Source organism: Streptomyces sp. 11x1, assembly GCF_032598905.1.
Lineage (GTDB): Bacteria > Actinomycetota > Actinomycetes > Streptomycetales > Streptomycetaceae > Streptomyces.
In genome coordinates this window covers 5,586,370-5,607,581 of sequence record NZ_CP122458.1, presented here as the reverse complement: position 1 = coordinate 5,607,581, position 21,212 = coordinate 5,586,370, and the positions used below count along the sequence as shown (strand labels likewise).

The window sequence follows — 21,212 nt, the reverse complement described above, 5'->3', positions numbered from 1 at the left end:
CCGGCCGAATAATCAACGTTCCACCCATGAGCAACCACCGTCGGACGTTCGCCGACGTTGTGGCCCTGGATCTCTTGCGAGATCTAGATGCTCCTTAGAAAGGAGGTGATCCAGCCGCACCTTCCGGTACGGCTACCTTGTTACGACTTCGTCCCAATCGCCAGTCCCACCTTCGACAGCTCCCTCCCTTACGGGTTGGGCCACCGGCTTCGGGTGTTACCGACTTTCGTGACGTGACGGGCGGTGTGTACAAGGCCCGGGAACGTATTCACCGCAGCACTGCTGATCTGCGATTACTAGCAACTCCGACTTCATGGGGTCGAGTTGCAGACCCCAATCCGAACTGAGACAGGCTTTTTGAGATTCGCTCCGCCTCACGGCTTCGCAGCTCATTGTACCTGCCATTGTAGCACGTGTGCAGCCCAAGACATAAGGGGCATGATGACTTGACGTCGTCCCCACCTTCCTCCGAGTTGACCCCGGCAGTCTCCTGTGAGTCCCCATCACCCCGAAGGGCATGCTGGCAACACAGAACAAGGGTTGCGCTCGTTGCGGGACTTAACCCAACATCTCACGACACGAGCTGACGACAGCCATGCACCACCTGTACACCGACCACAAGGGGGCGACCATCTCTGGCCGTTTCCGGTGTATGTCAAGCCTTGGTAAGGTTCTTCGCGTTGCGTCGAATTAAGCCACATGCTCCGCTGCTTGTGCGGGCCCCCGTCAATTCCTTTGAGTTTTAGCCTTGCGGCCGTACTCCCCAGGCGGGGAACTTAATGCGTTAGCTGCGGCACCGACGACGTGGAATGTCGCCAACACCTAGTTCCCACCGTTTACGGCGTGGACTACCAGGGTATCTAATCCTGTTCGCTCCCCACGCTTTCGCTCCTCAGCGTCAGTAATGGCCCAGAGATCCGCCTTCGCCACCGGTGTTCCTCCTGATATCTGCGCATTTCACCGCTACACCAGGAATTCCGATCTCCCCTACCACACTCTAGTCTGCCCGTATCGAATGCAGACCCGGGGTTAAGCCCCGGGCTTTCACATCCGACGCGACAGACCGCCTACGAGCTCTTTACGCCCAATAATTCCGGACAACGCTCGCGCCCTACGTATTACCGCGGCTGCTGGCACGTAGTTAGCCGGCGCTTCTTCTGCAGGTACCGTCACTTTCGCTTCTTCCCTGCTGAAAGAGGTTTACAACCCGAAGGCCGTCATCCCTCACGCGGCGTCGCTGCATCAGGCTTTCGCCCATTGTGCAATATTCCCCACTGCTGCCTCCCGTAGGAGTCTGGGCCGTGTCTCAGTCCCAGTGTGGCCGGTCGCCCTCTCAGGCCGGCTACCCGTCGTCGCCTTGGTGAGCCGTTACCTCACCAACAAGCTGATAGGCCGCGGGCTCATCCTTCACCGCCGGAGCTTTCCACACTCATCGGATGCCCGAGAGTGTCGTATCCGGTATTAGACCCCGTTTCCAGGGCTTGTCCCAGAGTGAAGGGCAGATTGCCCACGTGTTACTCACCCGTTCGCCACTAATCCCCACCGAAGTGGTTCATCGTTCGACTTGCATGTGTTAAGCACGCCGCCAGCGTTCGTCCTGAGCCAGGATCAAACTCTCCGTGAATGTTTACCGGTAATCCGGTGCACACACACGAGAGCGGAACCACCGGAGGAATAGTCCGATGGTTCACAGCATCCTCGCTGTGTTTGTTTCAAAGGAACCTCGCCCCAGCCGAGATCGGCCAGGAACGGGGTATCAACATATCTGGCGTTGATTTTTGGCACGCTGTTGAGTTCTCAAGGAACGGACGCTTCCTTTGTACTCACCCGAGCTGTTCTCAGGCTTTCCTCCGGGCAGTTTCCCTTCGGTCTTGCTGTCTTGCGTTTCCGACTCTATCAGATCGTTTTCCGATCCGATTTCCTCGGTGCTTTCCAGGTTTCCGCTTCCGCGTTTCCCTTTCCGGCGGTTCCGACTCTATCAGATCCTTTCGGTCCTGATTCCCAGTCAGCGGGAGTTGCCTTCGCGGCTGTTGGGCCGCTCCGACTCCCCAAACCTTAGCGGATCTGTCCGGCAGTTCCCAATCGGGCCTGTCGAACTCGTCCGAACCAAATCGAATTGAATTCGGGCGCACCGAATTCGCCCCGGTTGGGAGATCGAGCTGGTTGGTTTGGGTGCCGCTCGAAGCGGCGGAGGTGCTGTCGCAGAACCGTTACGGCTCCGCGGCAACCCGAAGAACTCTATGGATCGCGGGGTGGACTGTCAAGTCTCCCCCTGGTGAGCCGCGGCCAAACCTCGGCCGCCCCGAGCGTACGGCCTCAGTCGAGGTCGGCGAGACGGCCGCCGGCGTCCGGCTGGGCGTGCTCGACGCGGCGGAGGAGTCGGGTCAGGACTTCGCCCAGGACGGTGCGTTCCAAAGGTGAGAGGTCCTGGAGGAGGTCCTCCTCGAAGACCGAGGCGAGGCGCATGGCCGCCAGCCACTTCTCTCGACCGTCGGGGGTGAGCTCGACGATGACGCGGACGCGGTTGTTCTCGTCGCGTTCCCTCGTCACCAGGCCCTCCGCGACCATGCGGTCGATGCGGTGGGTCATGGCGGCCGGCGTCAGACCGAGTCGCTTGGCCAGCTCGCTCGGGCCCATCCGGTACGGGGCGCCGGAGAGGACGAGAGCCTTCAGGACCTCCCACTCGGCGTTGCTGATCCCGAGCTCCGAGGTCTGGCGGCCGTAGGCGACGTTCATACGGCGGTGGAGCCGGGAGAGGGCCGAGACGATCTTCTCGACCTGGGGGTCGAGGTCCTGGAACTCGCGCTGGTAGGCGGCGATCTGCTCTTCGAGTGTCGGCTCGGCGCTGCCGGAGGTGCCTGGGGTGTCGCCCATGGGACCGCAGTATGGCACGCCGTCGCTTGGCATCGAAGTCCTTCGGAGTGTAGTGTTTAGGTTCTAAATTTTAACTTCGAAGTCTTCACTACTAACGCCTGCCCAGTAGGACGGGCGGAGGGCTTCCCTTACCTAGGCAGGTGAACGTGACCAGGGGGACGGGCGCAGCGATGCGCCGGATTCATGTGGGCAACGCGCTCGGCGCGTTCGGACTCGGCTTCACCGTCCCGTATCTGTACGTCTATGTGGCGCAGGTGCGGGAGCTCGGTGCGATGACGGCAGGGCTCGTGCTCGCGGTCTTCGCCGTCGCCGCGCTGGTGGTGCTGCCCTTCGCGGGGCGGGCCATAGTCCGGCGCGGGCCGCTTCCGGTGCTGCTCACCGCCCTGGTCACCGCCGCCGTCGGGTCGCTTGGCCTCGGCCTGGCCACCAGTGCGACGACGGTGTTGTCGTCCGCGGCGGTGCTCGGAGCGGGGCAGGCCGTGATGCAGCCCGCGCTCGCGACGATGATCGTCGACTGTTCCGGTCCGGAGAACCGCTCGCGGGCCTTCGCCACCCAGTTCTTCCTGCAGAACCTCGGGCTCGGGGTCGGCGGACTGATAGGAGGGCACCTCGTCGACGCCACGCGGGCGAGCTCCTTCGTCCTGCTGTTCTCCATACAGGCGGCGATGTTCCTGCTGCTCGTGGGTGTGATGGCGACCGTACGGATGCCGCGGGCGCCCAAGGCCGAGGACGTGCCCGCGGGCCCGTCGGCCAAGGGGAGCTGGAAGCAGCTGCTCGGCAATCGGGCCATGGTGCAGCTGTGTGTGCTGGGGTTCGTGCTGTTCTTCGCCTGCTACGGGCAGTTCGAGTCGGGGCTCAGCGCGTACGGGGTGGAGGCTGCCGGCATATCGACCTCCGCGCTCGGTACGGCGCTGGCGGCCAACACGGCGGTGATCGTGATCGCGCAGTTCGCCGTGCTGCGGTTCGTGACGCGGCGCCGGCGGTCGCGGGTGATCGCGGCCGTGGGGCTGATCTGGGCCGTGGCCTGGGCTGTCGCGGGCTTCGCGGGCCTCGGGCACGGGAGCCAGGAGATGGCCGTGGCCGCGTTCGTGTCGACGTACGCGCTGTTCGGGCTGGGGGAGGCGATGCTGTCGCCGACGGTCGCCCCGTTGGTCGCGGATCTCGCTCCGGCCGGGCTGGCGGGGCAGTACAACTCGGCCTTCGCGCTGGTGAAGCAGCTCGCGCTGGCGGTCGGTCCGGCGGTGGGCGGACCGATGGGCGCCTCGCTGCACGCGCCGTACATCGTGGCGTTCCTGCTGTGTTCGCTGGGCATCAGTGTGCTGGCGCTGCGGCTCGGACGGCAGCTCACGGCCGTGCAGGATCAGCCCGCGCTCGCGAGCAGCCGCGTGGTCGCCGGGAGCGGGGCCGATGCCGGTACTGGTGCCGGTGCTGCCGAGTCGGTGGCGGCCCGGGCCTGAGGACCCGGGCCGGGTGCCCGGCCCCGAGGGTGTCGTGCGCGGCGCCCTCAGGTGCCCCGGGCCTCGGTCACGCGGAGCTTGTGGGCGGAGAGGACGGCGGCGAACAGTGCCGCGGTGTAGGTCGCCGCGGCGAGTACGCCCATTTGCCACCAGGGAACGCTGAGGACGAATCCGGAGATCTGGGAGGCGAGCACCACGGTGGGGATCACGGCGATGAGCAGACCGAGGAGGGTGCTCACCGCGACGAGGATGCCGTGCTGGCAGAGCAGCACCTGGCGGGCCCGGCTCGGCGGGATGCCCACGGCGATCAGTCGGGCGAGATAGCGGCGCAGGATGCGGGTCTGGCTGCGGGTCGCGGCCAGTACGGCGGCGAGGGCCAGCAGCACCAGACCCACGGCGGTGGCCAGGAGCGCGGCCGGGGGCACCGGGTCGTCGGGTTCCACGTGGATCAGGACGGCTCCGGCGTCCATGCCCGCGTCGACGACGGCCTGTTGCAGGGCCCGCGCCTCGGTGTCGGGGACGCCGGTGACCATGATCGGACCATGGGCCTGGATCGGCAGGTCGAGGGCGTTCGCGGTGGCGCGCAGCATGATGCCGTCGGAGCCGGTGCGCCACTCGGCCGGGCTGACCTCGACGGCGGCCTCGGGCAACTCGGCGGTGCTGCCGAGGACCTTGTCGCCCTGGCGTACGACGAGGGAGGTGTGCGCGTCCGGGCCGGTGGGGGCGTCGGGGGCGTGGGCCCAGACGAGCAGGCCGCCGTTCGGCAGGACGGAGATCTGGGTCGGGTCGAGTCGGCGGCCGATCAGCCGTTCGACGTCGGCGGGTGTGTCGGCGGCGAGGAGGCTGCCGTCGTCGCCTTCCCGGCCGGCCATGCGGGGGTTGTCGGGGTCGTCGTCCATCAGATAGCGCGGTTCCGTGCGGCGCAGCCCGTCGAGTGCCCCGGAGGCTTCGACGGTGCGGAGCAGGGCCTCGCCGGGCGGGAAGGTGTCGCTCTCGTGGCCGGCCAGCAGGACCTGGCCCGGGAGCACCGAGGGGTAGGACTGCTTCTCGGCCGTGCGGATCAGGGTGTCCAGGAGGGTGACGTATCCGAGGGACGCGCCGAAGAGCACGGTGAGGACGGCCAGGGCCGGCGCAGGCCCTGGACCGGTCGGCGGACCAGCCAGCGGCGGGGCCCGCTTTCCGGCAGGAGTCGGAGCACCCCGGAGAACACCTCGGGGATGCTCAGCAGCACGGCGGTGATCAGTATGCCGGTGAGGATCATGGCCTGTGGGGGTGAGTCGACCCAGGTGGCGTACACGACCGTGGCGCACCAGGCGGCGACGGCCAGCAGATGCCGGGCGTCGCGGGCGCGGCGGGTTGACACCGGGGCCGCCGCCCCGTAGAGGCCCGTTGCGCCTGACCGGCCCAATCCCAAGTGTGAAGCTGCACACGGTTGTTGAGGTCTTAACAACGCGCTCTTGACCACAGCGCGTCTTTCGTGTCCAACAAGACTGACCTGACGGGGGAACAGATGGTTCATGTCGCGTTGGTGGCTCGCATGCTCTCCGCACGCATCGCGGTTCGCCCGGGATTGGAGGAAGTACAGCAGCTCACCCTCGTCGCCGAGGGTGCTCCCTGCACTCTGGCCGACATCGTGCGCTGGTCCCGGCCCGACGTCGTGGTGATCAGCCACGCAGCGGAGAGCGAGGCCCTGCACACGCTGCTCCGGCTCGGCGGACCCGCCGGCGTCGTCCTCTGCGAGCAGCTCACGGGCCACGGCACGCGCCAACTGCTCCGGCACGGCGCGACGGGCATCCTGCGCCGTGCCACGGCCGCCCTGCACCTGCCCTGGGCGGTGACGGCCGTCGCCCACGGCGGTCTCCCACTGGACCCCTGTCTGACGGAGACCGTGAAGAGCGCCTACGCCAGACCCGCCCCGCCCGACCGGGAACGCGCCCCGGCCGAGGCGCTGGTGTCCACGCTCACCCCGCGCGAGCGGGAGATCCTCGCGCTCGTCGGCGACGGGCTGCCCAACCGGGAGATCGCCGACCGTCCCAACCTGAGCCCCGACACCGTCAAGGACCATCTCCGGCGCATCTACGCCAAGCTCGGCGTCGAGACCCGTCTCCACGCGGCCCGTGTCGCCTGGCACGCGGGGGTCGACACCGCCCGCCGGGCGGACGCGCAGGTGCCCGAGTCCGTGTGAGGGGCGCTGCTCAGCCGCGGCCCCGGCCGCTCAGGTCGTCCCCGGCAGGGCGAACTCGCACCACACCGCCTTGCCGCCGCCCGGTGCCCGGCGGCTGCCCCAGTTGGAGGCGATGGTGGCGACGATGGCGATGCCCCGGCCGGACTCGTCGGCGGGGTCGGCGCGCCGGCGCCGGGGGAGGTGGTCGTTCCCGTCGGTGACCTCGACGATGAGGCGGCGGTCGGTGCGGCGCAGCCTCAGCCGCATGGGCGGGGTGCCGTGCTGGAGGGAGTTGGCGACGAGTTCGCTGGCGGCCAGGACGCCCAGGTCGTGCAGTTCCGGTGGGAAGCGCCAGCTGGTGAGGACGCCGGAGGCGAACGCGCGGGCGCGGGGCGCCGCTTCGACACCGCCGAGGAGTTCCAGCGCGGCGTTGCGGAAGAGTTCGCTGTCGGGGCCGGTGCGGGCGGGGTGCTGGAGGACGAGGACGGCGACGTCGTCGTCGTGGTCGGCGGTGACGCCGGTGGAGCGCACCAGGCGGTCGCAGACGACCTGCGGGGTGCCCGTGGCGCCGGACAGGGCGCGTTCGAGGGCGGCGATGCCCTCGTCCAGGTCCTCGTTGCGGCGCTCCACGAGGCCGTCGGTGTAGAAGACGGCCGTGGAACCGGGGCCGAGAGGGATCGAGCCGGAGGCGTGGGTCCAGCCGCCGGTGCCCAGGGGCGGGCCGGTCGGTTCGTCGGCGCGCAGGACCGTGCCGCTCTCGTCGCGGACGAGGATGGGGAGGTGGCCGGCGGAGGCGTAGACGAGACGGCCCTCGTTGGGGTCGTGGACGGCGTAGGCGCAGGTGGCGATCTGGTTGGGGTCGATCTCCGTGGCCAGGCCGTCGAGCAGTTGCAGGACCTCGTGGGGCGGCAGGTCCAGGCGGGCGTAGGCGCGGACGGCCGTACGGAGCTGGCCCATGACGGCGGCGGCGCGCACGCCCCGGCCCATGACGTCGCCGATGACGAGGGCGGTTCGGCCGCCGCCGAGGGTGATGACGTCGTACCAGTCGCCGCCGACGGCGGTCTCGGTGCCGCCGGGGTGGTAGACGGCCGCGATGCGCAGGTCGTCGGGCTGTTCCAGTTCCTGCGGGAGGAGGGAGCGCTGGAGGGTGACGGCGGTCTCGCGCTGGCGGCGTTCGCTGGCGCGCAGGCGTTCGCCGGCCTCGGCGTGGTCGGTGACGTCGGCAGCGAAGATCAGTACGCCGCCCTCGCTCCGCTCGGCACCGCTCGGTACGGCGACGGGGGTGCAGGTGATCGTGTAGCTGCGGCCATCGGGTGCCTTGCGGGACTTGACCGTGCGGGGTCTTGAGCTGCGCAGGACCTGGTCGAGGAGCGGGAGGAGGCCGAGGGCGTCCAGCTCGGGCAGGGACGCGCGGGCCGGTTCGCCGAGGGGGCGGGCGCCGAAGGCCTTGGTGTAGGCGTCGTTGACGTAGGCCGTGCGGTGGTCGGGGCCGTGGACGAGGGCGACGAGGGCCGGGATGCGGTCGAGGATCTCGCGGGTGGGGAGGTCGTCGACGGCGGGCACGGTCGGGTGGCCGTCCGGAGGGTCGTCGCTCTGCCGTTCGACGCGGGCCGCGGGCACGGAGCCTTCGCCGCGCCGGTCCGGGGTGACCGTGTGTTCGGTCCGCGCTGCGGCGCGGCGCTGCGTACCGGGGAGCCGGGCGCTCCAGCGCGTGAAGTTCACCGAATCCTTGCCTCGTGCCTCGTGTGGTCGTCTGTGGCCGGCTCCGGATCCGGCCGGTGGCCCGAGGGGTTGCCCCGGGTGCGGCGGTGGGGGACGCCTGGTCGTGGGTACGTGTGGGCGAGGGGGTGGCCCCGCCCGGGATCATGGATCACGTCGCGGACCAGTCTGGCCGACCGGACCGACATCCGTCAGACGTCGGCCGAAACGGTGGAGTTCCTGGATCCGGTCAGGACGACCCCTTCGGGTTCTCAGGAGGCTTTCCACCGGCCGCGAGTTCGAACTCCGCACGGGGATGTTCGAGTGATCCGAGCGAGACGATCTCCCGTTTGAAGAGTCCGGAGAGGGTCCATTCGGCGAGCACGCGGGCCTTGCGGTTGAAGGTGGGAACCCTGCTGAGGTGGTACACGCGGTGCATGAACCAGGCCGGGTAGCCCTTCAGCTTCCGCCCGTACACGTGGGCGACGCCCTTGTGCAGGCCCAGGGAGGCGACCGAGCCGACGTATTTGTGCGAGTACGTCTCCAGCGGTTCGCCACGCAGGGAGTGGGCGATGTTGTCACCGAGGGTGCGGGCCTGGCGGACGGCGTGCTGGGCGTTGGGCGCGGTCTCCTTGCCGGCCTCGGCGGTGACGTCGGGGACGGCGGCCGCGTCACCGGCCGCCCAGGCGTGCGCGACGCCCTCCACCGACAGCTCGGCGGTGCACTTCAGCCGCCCGCGCTCGTTCAGCGGCAGATCGGTGGCGGCGAGGACCGGGTGCGGCTTCACCCCGGCCGTCCACACGACCGTACGGGTCGGGAAGCGGGCTCCGTCGCTGAGGACGGCGACGCGGTCGGCGCACGATTCGAGGCGGGTGTGCAGCCGTACGTCGATGTTGCGGCGGCGCAGTTCGGTGACCGTGTAGCGGCCCATCTCCTCGCCGACCTCCGGGAGGATGCGGTCGGAGGCCTCCACGAGGATCCACTTCATGTCCTCGGGCTTGACGTTGTGGTAGTACCGGGCGGTGTAGCGGGCCATGTCCTCCAGCTCGCCCAGTGCCTCCACGCCGGCGTAGCCGCCGCCCACGAAGACGAAGGTCAGGGCCGCGTCGCGGATCGCGGGATCGCGGGTGGAGGAGGCGATGTCCATCTGTTCGATGACGTGGTTGCGCAGGCCGATGGCCTCTTCGACGGTCTTGAAGCCGATGGCGTGGTCCGCGAGCCCGGGGATGGGCAGGGTGCGCGCGATCGAGCCGGGGGCGAGGACCAGTTCGTCGTACGTCAGCTGCTCGGCGGCCGAGCCCTCCTCCTCGGTGGCGAGGGTGGTGAGGGTCGCGACGCGTTTGGCGTGGTTGATCGCGGCGGCCTCGCCGATGACGACCCTGCACTTGTCGAGGACCCGGCGCAGCGGCACGACGACGTGGCGGGGCGAGATGGAGCCCGCGGCCGCCTCCGGAAGGAAGGGTTGATACGTCATATAGGGGTCGGGGGACACGACGACGATCTCGACGTCTCCGCGTCCGAGTTCCGGTTTCAGCTGTCGCTGCAAACGCAGCGCTGTGTACAGCCCGACGTATCCGCCGCCGACGATAAGGATGCGCATCGGTTCCTTCACCATCCCATGACGCACCTTGCTCGCTGGTTTGTCCACAGGCCCGGCAATTTGTGTGACCGGTCTCCGTGGGGGCGCGGGGTTGGCCGATTCACCGGCGCGTGCGGCAGGTGCGCAGGTCAGGTGGGGGGAGACCGGTTGCGGAAGGGGGTGCAAAACGGACGTAAACCGCCCGTACTCCGATCGAGGGGCGCTCTGCGCGGAACGTGCCCCTTCTGAATTGACTCCCTCTCAACTATGTTCGTGTGTCGACGGGGTGTAGGGGGATGCGTTCAAGAGGTTCGGTCGGGTCCGGGATCGGGATTGTGGGTTTCGGGTTCGGGTCCGGATTCCGGGTGGTCCGCGACGGGCGGATCGGCCTGGGGCCGGGTCGGGTCTCCGGCGAAGGTGATCGGTGACCGCCGAGGACCTTGGGCGCTCGTTCCGCCGCTCCGGCTTCCGATGACGGGGAGAGTCTCCGGGGGGAGACGTCATTACCGGGGGAACACGTATGCATATTCAGGAGTCCCATTGGTCGTCCGCGTCCACCATCGCACCCGGCGGTGCGATCGGCTCGGCGGGCGGCAGCGGACGCGGTGACGGAGCGCGTTCCACTCCGCTCCGCGTAGACGCACAGCGCAACCTCGAGCACGTGCTGCGCGCGGCGCGCGAGGTCTTCGGCGAGCTGGGGTACGGCGCGCCGATGGAGGACGTGGCCCGCCGCGCGAGGGTCGGTGTCGGCACGGTGTATCGGCGCTTCCCGAGCAAGGACGTCCTGGTCCGCCGGATAGCCGAGGAGGAGACGTCCCGGCTCACCGAACAGGCCAGGGTGGCGCTCGGGCAGGAGGAGGACCCGTGGCAGGCGCTGTCGCGGTTCCTGCGGACGTCGGTGGCGTCGGGTGCCGGGCGGTTGCTGCCGCCGCAGGTCCTGCGGGTCGGCGTCGCCGAGGACGAGGCCGACGCGGTCGGCGGGATCGGCGGGATCGGCCTCGACGAGGCGCGGGTGCCGCAGCAGCGGATACAGCCGACGGCCGAGCTTCGGCTGGTGTCGGCGGATTCCGGTGCGGGTGGCTCCGCCGGTGGCCTTGGTGGGCCGGTGGACGACGCCGGGGCTTCCGCGCTGCTCGAGGTCGTGGGGCAGTTGGTGGAGCGGGCTCGGGCCGCGGGTGAGTTGCGGGAGGACGTGACTGTGGCGGATGTGTTGCTTGTGATCGCCACGGGGGCGCCTTCGCTGCCGGACGCTGCGCAGCAGGCTGCCGCGTCTGCTCGGTTGCTCGACATTCTGTTGGAGGGGTTGCGGTCTCGGCCTGCCTGATCGTGGGTGGGTGAGAGTCGTTCACCCAAGAGCGGTGTGGGGTGGTTCTGTCGCCCCCGCCGCCCTTACCCGTTCCCCTCCCAGGGGCGCTGCCCCCTTCGCCCCCGTGGGGTGCGTTGATGGGGTGCGTCGTCGGGTGCGGGTTCGGTGGGGGTTCTCGCGCAGTTCCCCGCGCCCCTGAAGGGGGCGCCACCGTGTTCGCGTTACTCATATGAGGAAGTCGCGTACCACGGTCTGGGAAGTGACCTCGGACGAGTGGTATGCCCGTAGCGCCAGGGACTGAACAAAAGCCAATATGGCACGCTGCCCTGGTGTTGGGGACTGGGTCGGCTGGCGGCGGGGGCTTCCGCGATGGGTGTTGACAGGCAGGACGAGTCGATGTCGGCGGAGGGGGCGGAGGCCGAGGCGGAGCCGCAGGTTCCGAGGCAAGGGGGGCGCGGCGTTCCCGCGCAGTGGGACCGTTCCGACTCCGGTGTGCTGCCGCCGCGGGCGCCTTCCGACGCCGATCTGATCGAGTGGATGCGGTCGGGGGACGACTCGGCGTACGAGGAGTTGTACCGGCGGCACGCGCAGGCCGTGCGCCGCTACGCCCGGACCTGCTGCCGGGACACCCACACCGCCGACGACCTGACGGCCGAGGTCTTCGCCCGGATGCTGCAGGCGGTACGGGGCGGCTCCGGACCGGAGCACGCCGTACGGGCCTATCTGCTGACGTCGGTACGCCGGGTCGCCGCGAGATGGACGAGTTCCGCCAAGCGGGAGCAGCTGGTCGACGACTTCGCGGTGTTCGCGGCGCAGGCGTCGCGCGGGGGCCATGGGTCGGACAGCGACACGCTGGACCTGGGGGCCGATGTACGGGCGATGCACGAGGCCGAGCAGTCGCTGGCGATGCGGGCGTTCCGTTCGCTGCCGGAGCGGTGGCAGGCCGTGCTCTGGCACACGGAGGTCGAGGACGAGTCGCCGAGCGAGGTCGCCACGCTCTTCGGGCTGGACGCCAACGGCACCCGGGTGCTGGCCAGCCGGGCGCGGGAGGGTCTCAAACAGGCGTATCTGCAGGCCCATGTGAGCGCCACGCTCGCCGGGAACTCGGCGGAGTGCGGGCGCTACGCCGACCGGCTCGGCGCGTACGCCCGCGGCAGCCTGCGGACCCGCGCAGAGCGGGGGCTGCGCGCTCATCTGGAGGAGTGCGCGGCGTGCCGGCTGGCGGCCGGACAGATCAAGGAAGTCGCGAGCGGGATCCCCGCCGTCGTACCCGTGGCGGTCATCGGGTGGTTCGGCGCGGCCGGGTACGCGAAGGTGGCCGCGCTCGTCGCCGGCGGCGCGGGGGCCGGTGCGGCCGGGGCCGCGGCGGGCGCGGCGAGTGGTGGGTCCGGCGGCGCGGGCGCCGGTGCCGGTGGCGGGGCCGCCGCGGAAGGACTCGGCGCGCCGGCCAAGGCCGGGATCGCGGTGAGTGTGGCCGGGATGGTCGCCGCGGCGGTGGCGCTCGCGCTGGCCAACGACGAGGTGGAACCCTGGGAGCCGTTGGCCAGGCCGCCCGCCTCGCAGCCCGTCGAGGCCGCCCCGGAGCCGGCTCCCCCGACGCCGCCGAAGTCGCGGCCCGCGCCGGACGCGCCCGCGCAGATGGTCCCGGTGTCCAAGCCGTTGCCGACACCGAAGTCCTCGCCGTCGCGGGCCCCGACCCCGGCTCCCTCCGCGAAGCCGACGCCCGCCCCCGACCCCACGCCCACGCCGACCCCCACTCCGTCCCCCGCGCCGCCGAAGCCGTCCCCCACACCCCCCTCGACGCCCGCTCCCCCGCCCCCGCCGCCCTCGGCCGTCTACCGGTGGAACGAGCTGCGGTACGGCGTCCTCGGCGACGGCACCGAGCCCGAGATGCGCCTCGGCGAGAGCAGCTGGGTGTGGCAGCGGTACGGGATGGCGATCGCCGGGAAGCGGTACGCGAACGGAGTAACCGTGCACGGCCGCTCCTCCGTGACCATCGACCTCAACCGCCGGTGCGCCTCGTACAGCGCGTTCCTCGGTGTCGACGACCTGTCGCACGGCCTCGGCCGGGTCTACTTCTCCGTCTACGGCGACGGTGTCCGGCTGTGGATGTCCGGGCTGGTGCGGGGCGGGGATCCGGCGGTCCCGGTCCGGGTGAACCTGAGCGGGCGGGAGACCGTACGACTGGTCGTCGAGCCGCACGGCCCCCACGACCTGGCGGTGCTGGCGGACTGGGCCGAGTCGTCGTTCAGGTGTGAGTGACGGCTCGCCCCGGCGCCTACTTCGCCGTCACCGAGTCGCCGTACGCCGTCGCTCCGCTCGTCGTGAAGGTCGAGGCGGCCTTCCAGCGCCAGGTGCCCGAGGCGCTGGCGGTGACGGTGGTGCGCAGCTTGCCGGCCGAGTCGGTCGTGACCGTCTTGACCGTCGTGTACGTCGAGGTGCCGGACCGCTTGAACTGGAGGGCCACGGAGCGCCCGGCGTGCGGGGTATAGGTGTGGTGTTCCAGTCGGCTCGGGTCAGCGTGCCGGTGACGGTGAGTTTGGTGCCCTTGGCGACCGGCTCGGGGCAGGCCTGGGTGGTGGCGAGCCTGGCGAGGCGCTTCACCTGGATCTTGGCGCTGGTCTCCAGGTCGTAGAAGTCGCTGTCGTTGGCGACGGCCTCGGCGGTGCAGCGCCAGGTGCCCGCCGAGCTGTTCCTGAGGTCGTAGTAGTCGGAGCGGTTCGCGTCCAGGGTGAACTTGAAGACGCACCTCATGGTGGTGGACGAGGGTCTGGTGCAGTCGGCGGCGTGGGCGTGGATGATCCGGTCGTCGGAGCTGACGAGCTTGGCCCCGAGGATGCCCTTGATGCCCGAGCCGTCCTTGGCCGTGGGGTGGCGGCGGCCGTACGTGTACGCATGGTTCTCCTGGCGCAGGAGCTGCCGCACCTCGGTGCGCCATGCGTGGGGGCGCTCACGTACACGTGAGGTGCCGAGGAATCGAACGTCTGTCCGGTCCAGATGAGACCATCGGCGCACCCCGCTGGTTGTACGCATCCGGATGCCGAGATTCCGCTACGCCGGTCGGGCAGATCCGCTACGCCCGGCGGGCCGTCGCCCCCGCGCCCAGAGCGCCCCGCTGGGGGGTGATCCCGGCCGGGACCGCGCGCTGTCTGGCCGGGGTGCCGGTCCAGCAGGTGCCTCGGCGGGAGAGGAGGCGGCGGAGCCAGAGTTCGAGGGCGACGAGGTCGGCGAGGCCGTCGAGCGGGAGGGGTTCGCCTTCGGCGGCGGCGCGCAGGGCCTTGCGGACCACCCGGGCCTCCACCAGCCCCGCCTGGGCGAGGAGCGGGGTGTCGAAGAGGGTGATCAAGGTGTCGGCGGCCATGCGCAGGCCGGTGCGGGCAGCCGCGGAGGAGGTCGCGTGCGACGGGGCGCCCCAACCGGGCGGGAGGTCGGTGACGCCGGCGCCCTCCAGGACCGTACGCAGGATCGCGGCGCGGGCGCCCGGCTGGACGCGGAGGGCCTCGGGGAGGGCGCGGCAGGCGCGGACGACCTGGTTGTCCAGGAAGGGGGTGTGGAGGCGCTGGGAGCGGATCTCCGCCGCCTGTTCGAGAACTCTGAGGTCGGCCGCGTGGCGGGCGAGGGCCGCGCGGGCACGGAAGTCGCCGGGGCGCTGGCCGGGGCCGACGGTGGGGCGGCCGGTCGTCGCACCCAGGCGAATCGATACTTCTGCCAGGGCCTCACCGGTCAGCCAGCGGGCGGCGGGCCCGGGTCTGGCCCAGGTGAGCGCCGCCAGGGAGGCGCCCACCGCGCCTCCGGGCTCCTCGAAGCCGCGCTGCATCAGACGGGTGGCGAGGACTTCGACGCCGGAGCGGTACGGGGTGCGGGACAGCTTGCGGGCGGCGCTGTAGACGCGCGCGGGGACCATCACCGAGCCGTCGGCCTTGGCGAGGGCGGCGACCGGGCGGACCAGGTGGCGGCGTTTGCGGTCCATCAGCAGGTCGGCCAACCGGGCCGGGTGGGCGTCCAGGACCTGACGGGCGCCGTAGCCGGTGAAGTGGTCGGCGCTGCCGGAGGCCAGGCGGGCGCGGTGCCGGGCGGCCGTCACCAGGGAGGGGCCCGGCTCGTCGGTGAGGGGGACGTCGAGGTCGGCGTACGGGAGGACCTCCTCGCCGCCGGTCACGACGACGTGGTGCAGGCGGGGGTTGGCGGCCAGGGTGCCCGCGCGTTCCAGTTCGGTCTCGCGGCCGGAGGTGACCAGGTCGTTGAAGGTGACGGCAAGGAGGCGCTCGCCGGCGCCGGTGCCGTGGCCGAGGACCGTGCCGGGGGCACCGGGCAGGCCGGCGGCGAGCAGGGCCAGGGTGCCGGAGGCGGGGCCGCCGGAGACGTCGGCTCCTATGCCGGGCACGGGCATGCCCCGGGCGGCGCGGCGCTCGGCCGGGCCCATGCCGGGGACCGGGCCGGGATCGACGTCGGGCACGTGCCGGGGAGCGGCGAGGCGGACCCGCACGGACTCCACGAGGGCGTCGCGGACGGCGTCCACCGCGCTGGCCGGGTCGGCGGAGGGGGCGGCGACGGCGAGGGAGGCGACGGGCTCGTAGCCCGCGATCTCACGCGCCCCGGCGCGCAGGATCAGTGCGTGCCCCGGAGGAATGCGGCGCACGCCGTCGTACGGCGTGGAGTCCTGGAGGGCGTCCGGCACGTCGGGGGCGGCCAGCAGGGCGGCCAGGTGACCGAAGTCGAGGTTGGCCTCGACGAGGTCGGCCAGCGGCAGGGCCGCGGTCGCGTACGCCGTGCCGCCCGCCCAGGGGGTGTGGAAGACCGGGCGCGCGCCCGCGAGGTCGCCGCAGACGGTCACCCGGCGGCCGACCTGGACGACGGCGGTGTAGCTGCCGGGCCAGGCGGTGAGATGCCGCAGGGCGCCGCCGCGGGCGGCGAACAGGCCCACGCGCAGTTGCTCGTCGGAGGCTCCACAGATACCGAGGACGGCGATCCGCGTCTGGGCGTCGGCCTGCACCACCCGCACCTCGTCGGGGCGCCAGTCGCCGACGGCCCACAGCGGGTCGGGGTCGCCCCAGAGCAGGTGCGAGCCGACCGGGTGCACGGTCTCGCCGTCGCGTCCGGTGGCGCCGGCGGCGGGCGCGCCAGCGGCGGTACTGCTCCATCCCACCAACCACCGCATCGACGCCTCCACGGGCTGTGGACAACCGGTGCACCGTACGAACGGGTCCCATGCTGCCACGAAGGAGGCCCCTCGGAGGGCGCGCGGCACGGCTTGCACACCGGCAAGTGCGCCCCTGGGGAGCCTTGAGCGCTCCCCCGTCACACCCTCAAGTCGCCCTGGAGGAGGGGCGGTCGACAAAGGCGGACCCCGGGTCTACGACGTGAATGCGCCCCCGGTACGCTCCCCCAAAACACCTAACGCGCCCTCAACAGACGTGGTCGGAGCGGTATTCGCCCTCGCCGACCACCGTCGATTTTCGGCCAAATCGGCCGCGAAGGGCGAAGTTGGCCCGCCCTCCGCACCGCCCCCGATGACGACACAGCGTCAACGCACAGTCCGGGAGGCGGAGTTCGCCCCCCGGACCGGTCCGCCGCCCGCGGGGATGTAGGCGGCGGTGTCCCCCAGCCCACTGGATCCAGTACAGCGGGCCGACCCACGCACGACCATGGAACCGCTCCCCCGGTGGCCGGAGAAGAGCGCACGGACGGGCGCACGGCCACACAGCGGGAGCACGTGACAACACTCCGTACTTCGTCCGCACTTTCGTACGGACCACATTCCCGCCATCCGGATTTGGGCCCCTTAACGCTTGGGATGCGGCGAACTACGCTGGGTTTACGAATGCCGCGCGCCTATGCCGCCGCGGCAGCCGTCTGTTCGAGGGGTGGCTCAATGTCCAGGGAGCAACGCGGGCCGAACGAAAAGCTCGGCGCCGTTCTCGCCCTCGCGGGAATCAGCAACGCAGGACTCGCGCGTCGCGTCAACGATCTTGGCGCTCAACGCGGGTTGACACTTCGCTACGACAAGACCTCGGTGGCGCGGTGGGTCTCCAAGGGCATGGTCCCCCAGGGTGCCGCGCCGCATCTCATCGCGGCCGCGATCGGGCAGAAGCTCGGCCGCCCGGTACCGCTGCACGAGATCGGCCTGGCGGACGCGGATCCCGCCCCCGAAGTGGGCCTCGCCTTCCCCCGTGACGTCGGACAGGCGGTGCGCGCGGCGACGGAGCTCTACCGCCTCGACCTCGCCGGCCGCCGCGCGGGCACCGGCGGCATCTGGCAGTCCCTCGCCGGGTCGTTCGCGGTGAGCGCGTACGCGACGCCCGCGTCACGCTGGCTCATAACCCCGGCCGACAGTTCGGTGGCGCGCGAAGCGGGCTCCGTGGAGGGCTCCGGGTCGCCGCTGAAGGTCGGCCACAGCGATGTGCAGAAGCTGCGGGAGGCCGCCGAGGACGCCAGGCGCTGGGACTCCAAGTACGGAGGCGGCGACTGGCGTTCGTCGATGGTGCCGGAGTGCCTTCGGGTCGAGGCGGCGCCGCTGCTGCTCGGCTCGTACTCCGACGAAGTCGGCCGCGCCCTCTTCGGAGCGTCCGCCGAACTCACCCGCCTCGCCGGTTGGATGGCCTTTGACACGGGTCAACAGGAGGCTGCGCAGCGGTACTACATCCAGGCGCTGCGGCTGGCGCGGGCCGCTGCCGACGTGCCGCTCGGCGGATACGTCCTGGCGACGATGTCGTTGCAGGCGACCTACCGGGGCTTCGGGGACGAGGGCGTCGACCTCGCGCAGGCCGCGCTGGAACGCAACCGGGGGCTCGCCACCGCGCGCACGATGAGCTTCTTCCGGCTCGTCGAGGCGCGGGCGCACGCCCGTGCGGGCGACGCGGCAGCCGCGGGGGCGGCCCTGAAGGCCGCCGAGGGGTGGCTGGAGCGGGCCCGGGACGGCGATCACGACCCGAGCTGGCTCGGGTTCTACGGGTACGACCGGTTCGCCGCTGACGCGGCCGAGTGCTACCGCGACCTCAAGGCACCGCGTCAGGTGCGCCGCTTCACCGAGCAGGCGCTGTCGCGGCCGACGGAGGAGTTCGTACGCTCGCACGGGCTGCGGCTCGTCGTCTCGGCGGTCGCGGAGCTGGAGTCCGGCAACCTCGATGCGGCGTGCGAGCAGGGGGTGCGGGCGGTGGAGGTCGCGGGGCGCATCTCCTCGGCGCGCACGACCGAGTACGTGAAGGATCTGCTGCACCGGCTGGAGCCGTACGGGGACGAGCCGCGGGTCATCGAGCTGCGGGAGAGGGCGCGGCCTCTTCTGATGACGCCGGCGTAGGGATGGGGGCGTCTGGGCGTCTGGGCGTCTGCCGGGTTGCTCCTCGGTCGGCGGCTGCGGGTTGTTAGTGGCTTGTCGCGCAGTTCCCCGCGCCCCTTGGCAGGGGCGCGGCCTTGGGCTCCCGGCGTCGGGGACGTGACCGAGGCCATGAAGACGTCTTCCGGGTTTGAGGGCATTGTCAGTGGTGCAGTGCACTATCGGAGTCGGGAGGTGGGGCGCGTGCGGAGGCAGGGCGCTTACGACTGTGATGTGCTCGTCGTCGGCGGCGGGATCGTCGGGCTGTCGACGGCGTACGCGATCACGCGGGCGGCGCCGGGCACGCGGGTCACCGTGCTGGAGAAGGAACCGGGACCGGCCCGGCACCAGACCGGGCGGAACAGCGGCGTCATCCACAGCGGGATCTACTACCGGCCGGGCTCGCTGAAGGCGCGGTACGCGGTCAAGGGCGCCGCCGAGATGGTGAAGTTCTGCGCCGAGTACGGCATCGACCACGCTGTCACCGGGAAACTGATCGTCGCCACCGAGCGCTCCGAGCTGCCCCGGCTGCACGCCCTGGTGCAGCGCGGCCGGGAGAACGGGATTCCGGTGCGGGAGCTGGGCGCCGCGCAGATCTCCGAGTACGAGCCGGAGGTGCGCGGTCTCGCGGCCATACACGTCGGCACCACCGGGATCTGTGACTTCGTGGGCGTCGCCCGGCAGCTCTCCCGTGCTTCCGGCGCCGAGATCCGCTACGGCGCCGAGGTCGAGCGGATCGACCGGCGGGCGTCCCTGGGCGTCGCCGTACGGGTGCGGGGCGGCGACGTCGTACGGGGGCGGATGCTGGTGAACTGCGCCGGGCTGCACTGCGACGAGGTGGCCCGGCTGACCGGGGACGACCCCGGGATGCGGATCGTGCCGTTCCGGGGGGAGTACTACGAGCTGGCGCGGCCCGAGCTGGTGCGCGGACTCGTGTATCCGGTGCCCGACCCCGCGTTCCCGTTCCTCGGGGTGCATCTGACCCGGGGGATCGACGGGGGCGTCCACATCGGGCCCAACGCCGTGCCCGCGCTGGCCCGTGAGGGGTACGAATGGGGGACCGTACGGCCGCGAGAGCTGGCGGCGACGCTGGCGTGGCCCGGCTCCTGGCGGATAGCGCGGCGGCACTGGCGGTACGGAGCGGGGGAGCTTCGGCGGTCGGTGTCGAAGAAGGCGTTCACCGGGGCGGTGCGGCGGCTGCTGCCCGGGGTCTCGGAGGGGGATCTCGTGCCGGCCGCGGCCGGGGTACGGGCCCAGGCCGTGCTGCGGGACGGAACGCTGGTGGACGACTTCCTGATCCGGGAGGGAGCACGGGCGGTCCACGTACTGAACGCGCCGTCACCGGCGGCCACGGCTTCACTGCCGATCGGGCGCGAGGTGGGCAGGAGAGCGCTGGAGGCGTTGGCTCGGGTGTGAGGGGGTGCCTTCGCCGGGTTTGTGGATGGCCTCGCCGGTCCTGGTGGAGAGCCCTCGCCGCCTTGGTGGATCGCCACCGCAGGTGCTGGGGGATCGCCGCCGCCGGTCCTGACGGATCACCGCCGCCCGTCCCGACGGATCGCCCTCGCCCGCCCTGACAGATCCGCCGCCCCCCGTCCCGACAAATCACCGCCGCCGCCCGTCCTGACAGATCACCGCCACCCGCCCTGACAGATCCGCCGCCACCCGCCCTGACAGATCACCGCCACCCGTCCCGACAGATCCGCCGCCACCCGTCCCGACAGATCGCCCTCGCCCGTCCTCACGGATCACGCCGCCCGTCCTGACGGATCACCGTCGGCCTTTAGCCGTCCCGTCCTTCAGCGGTGCTGCCCCTTCGGTCTCGGCCGTGGGGCACCGGGCGCGTCCGGGGGCTGCTCGGCACCGTAAAATTGGGGCACTGTGTCTGACTCCGTCGATTCTCCCGAGCCTCGCACCACCGGTGCCTCCCTTCCGCATACCCGCGCCAAGGGGGCGCCCCGTTTCCCCGACGGACCCAAGGCGGATCCCGCCGGGTCGCACTTCGAGCGGCGGATCCGGAGTTTCCAGCCGCGGCGGAGCCGGGTCACCGCCGGGCAGGCGGACGCCCTGCAGCGGCTGTGGCCCAAGTGGGGGCTCGACATCGACGGACGGTCCCTGGATCTCGTCGAGCTGTTCGGGAACGACCGGCCCGTTGTCCTGGAGATCGGCTTCGGCATGGGCGAGGCGACCGCGCAGATGGCCGCCGCCGACCCCGAGACCAATGTCCTCGCCGTGGACGTGCACACGCCGGGCCAGGGCAACCTGCTGAACCTCGCGGACCAGGATGGTCTGTCCAACGTCCGGGTCGCCAACGGCGACGCGATCATCCTGCTGCGCGAGATGCTCCCACCGGACTCGCTCGACGGGCTGCGGGTCTACTTCCCCGACCCCTGGCCCAAGAAGCGACACCACAAGCGGCGCCTCATCCAACCGGAATTCCTCACCCTCGTCGCGTCCCGGCTCAGGCCGGGGGCGATCGTGCACTGCGCGACGGACTGGGAGCCGTACGCCGAGCAGATGCTGGAAGTGCTCACCGCCCACCCCGATTTCGAGAACACCCGGGCGGACGGCGGGTTCGCGCCACGTCCCGGCTTCCGCCCGCTCACCCGTTTCGAGGGGCAGGGACTGGACAAGGGTCATGTGGTGAACGATCTGCTCTTCCGCCGCGTACAGCAGCGTGAGCAGGAGCGGAATCCGAAGCGGAAGCAGGACCAGGAGCAGAAGCAGCAGTCCGAACTGCCCCCCACAGGCGCCTGACGACTTGCCTTCACCGCCCGGCGGGGCGTACCACGCGCCGTCGCGGGCGGCGCCCGTCCCTCGTTAGG

Annotated in this window: 14 protein-coding genes and 1 rRNA gene; 7 read left to right on the top strand and 8 right to left on the bottom strand. The window is 71.0% G+C overall.

Features of this window, described 5'->3' with window-relative positions; all coding sequences use genetic code 11:
- Nucleotides 1-98: 98 nt before the first annotated feature.
- Nucleotides 99-1,624, bottom strand: a 16S ribosomal RNA gene (locus tag P8T65_RS24570).
- A 692-nt stretch (nucleotides 1,625-2,316) separates the two neighbouring features.
- Nucleotides 2,317-2,874 carry a MarR family transcriptional regulator gene (locus P8T65_RS24565; RefSeq protein WP_316727400.1) on the bottom strand — a complete coding sequence of 186 codons (558 nt, stop codon included), beginning with the start codon at nucleotides 2,872-2,874 and terminating at the stop codon, nucleotides 2,317-2,319.
- A 170-nt stretch (nucleotides 2,875-3,044) separates the two neighbouring features.
- On the opposite strand from P8T65_RS24565, the gene P8T65_RS24560 reads away from it, so the two are divergent.
- Entirely contained in the window at nucleotides 3,045-4,331 is a 1,287-nt protein-coding gene (locus tag P8T65_RS24560) for an MFS transporter (protein WP_316731699.1), read from the top strand.
- Nucleotides 4,332-4,378: 47 nt separating this feature from the next.
- Here P8T65_RS24560 and P8T65_RS24555 read toward each other — a convergent pair whose 3' ends face one another.
- Together P8T65_RS24555 and P8T65_RS24550 are read right to left on the bottom strand one after the other, a co-directional pair.
- Nucleotides 4,379-5,440 carry a hypothetical protein gene (locus tag P8T65_RS24555; protein WP_316727398.1) on the bottom strand — a complete coding sequence of 354 codons (1,062 nt, stop codon included), beginning with the start codon at nucleotides 5,438-5,440 and terminating at the stop codon, nucleotides 4,379-4,381.
- Entirely contained in the window at nucleotides 5,392-5,694 is a 303-nt protein-coding gene (locus tag P8T65_RS24550; protein ID WP_316727396.1) for a hypothetical protein, read from the bottom strand. The genes P8T65_RS24555 and P8T65_RS24550 overlap by 49 nt, the downstream gene beginning before the upstream one ends.
- 114 nt (nucleotides 5,695-5,808) lie before the next feature.
- On the opposite strand from P8T65_RS24550, the gene P8T65_RS24545 reads away from it, so the two are divergent.
- Nucleotides 5,809-6,516, top strand: a complete 708-nt coding sequence (locus P8T65_RS24545) for a response regulator transcription factor (RefSeq protein ID WP_316727394.1) — start codon at nucleotides 5,809-5,811, stop codon at nucleotides 6,514-6,516.
- 30 nt (nucleotides 6,517-6,546) lie between these two features.
- Here the strand turns inward: P8T65_RS24545 and P8T65_RS24540 are convergent, their stop codons facing one another.
- Both P8T65_RS24540 and P8T65_RS24535 read right to left on the bottom strand, forming a co-directional pair.
- A complete protein-coding gene (locus tag P8T65_RS24540; protein ID WP_316727392.1) occupies nucleotides 6,547-8,217 on the bottom strand; it encodes a SpoIIE family protein phosphatase in 1,671 nt (556 codons plus the stop codon).
- A 226-nt stretch (nucleotides 8,218-8,443) separates the two neighbouring features.
- A complete protein-coding gene (locus tag P8T65_RS24535; RefSeq protein WP_316727390.1) occupies nucleotides 8,444-9,808 on the bottom strand; it encodes an NAD(P)/FAD-dependent oxidoreductase in 1,365 nt (454 codons plus the stop codon).
- 484 nt (nucleotides 9,809-10,292) lie between these two features.
- Between P8T65_RS24535 and P8T65_RS24530 the strand changes: the two genes are divergently transcribed.
- Together P8T65_RS24530 and P8T65_RS24525 are read left to right on the top strand one after the other, a co-directional pair.
- Nucleotides 10,293-11,096 carry a helix-turn-helix domain-containing protein gene (locus P8T65_RS24530; RefSeq protein ID WP_316727388.1) on the top strand — a complete coding sequence of 268 codons (804 nt, stop codon included), beginning with the start codon at nucleotides 10,293-10,295 and terminating at the stop codon, nucleotides 11,094-11,096.
- Nucleotides 11,097-11,447: 351 nt separating this feature from the next.
- A complete protein-coding gene (locus P8T65_RS24525; RefSeq protein ID WP_316727387.1) occupies nucleotides 11,448-13,340 on the top strand; it encodes a sigma-70 family RNA polymerase sigma factor in 1,893 nt (630 codons plus the stop codon).
- Nucleotides 13,341-13,356: 16 nt separating this feature from the next.
- Here P8T65_RS24525 and P8T65_RS24520 read toward each other — a convergent pair whose 3' ends face one another.
- Entirely contained in the window at nucleotides 13,357-13,545 is a 189-nt protein-coding gene (locus P8T65_RS24520; RefSeq protein ID WP_316727385.1) for a hypothetical protein, read from the bottom strand.
- Nucleotides 13,546-14,151: 606 nt separating this feature from the next.
- Entirely contained in the window at nucleotides 14,152-16,236 is a 2,085-nt protein-coding gene (locus P8T65_RS24515; RefSeq protein ID WP_316727383.1) for an asparagine synthase-related protein, read from the bottom strand.
- 714 nt (nucleotides 16,237-16,950) lie between these two features.
- Here P8T65_RS24515 and P8T65_RS24510 point away from each other — a divergent pair.
- The 3 genes from P8T65_RS24510 to trmB all read left to right on the top strand — a co-directional run bounded on the left by P8T65_RS24510 (nucleotide 16,951) and on the right by trmB (nucleotide 21,144).
- Nucleotides 16,951-18,375 carry an MFS transporter gene (locus tag P8T65_RS24510; RefSeq protein WP_184892229.1) on the top strand — a complete coding sequence of 475 codons (1,425 nt, stop codon included), beginning with the start codon at nucleotides 16,951-16,953 and terminating at the stop codon, nucleotides 18,373-18,375.
- Between the two features lie 219 nt (nucleotides 18,376-18,594).
- Nucleotides 18,595-19,806: an L-2-hydroxyglutarate oxidase gene (gene lhgO / locus P8T65_RS24505; RefSeq protein WP_316727381.1), complete on the top strand. Its 1,212-nt coding sequence runs from the start codon at nucleotides 18,595-18,597 to the stop codon at nucleotides 19,804-19,806.
- A 462-nt stretch (nucleotides 19,807-20,268) separates the two neighbouring features.
- Nucleotides 20,269-21,144: a tRNA (guanosine(46)-N7)-methyltransferase TrmB gene (trmB, locus tag P8T65_RS24500; RefSeq protein ID WP_316727379.1), complete on the top strand. Its 876-nt coding sequence runs from the start codon at nucleotides 20,269-20,271 to the stop codon at nucleotides 21,142-21,144.
- The last annotated feature ends 68 nt before the right edge of the window (nucleotides 21,145-21,212 follow it).

Bases quoted from the DNA above. Each gene is read 5' to 3' on its own strand.
- P8T65_RS24565 (WP_316727400.1), bottom strand. From the start codon at position 2,874: ATGGGCGACACCCCAGGCACCTCCGGCAGCGCCGAGCCGACACTCGAA.
- P8T65_RS24560 (WP_316731699.1), top strand. From the start codon at position 3,045: ATGCGCCGGATTCATGTGGGCAACGCGCTCGGCGCGTTCGGACTCGGC.
- P8T65_RS24535 (WP_316727390.1), bottom strand. From the start codon at position 9,808: ATGGTGAAGGAACCGATGCGCATCCTTATCGTCGGCGGCGGATACGTC.
- P8T65_RS24530 (WP_316727388.1), top strand. From the start codon at position 10,293: ATGCATATTCAGGAGTCCCATTGGTCGTCCGCGTCCACCATCGCACCC.
- P8T65_RS24525 (WP_316727387.1), top strand. From the start codon at position 11,448: ATGGGTGTTGACAGGCAGGACGAGTCGATGTCGGCGGAGGGGGCGGAG.
- P8T65_RS24515 (WP_316727383.1), bottom strand. From the start codon at position 16,236: ATGCGGTGGTTGGTGGGATGGAGCAGTACCGCCGCTGGCGCGCCCGCC.
- P8T65_RS24510 (WP_184892229.1), top strand. From the start codon at position 16,951: ATGTCCAGGGAGCAACGCGGGCCGAACGAAAAGCTCGGCGCCGTTCTC.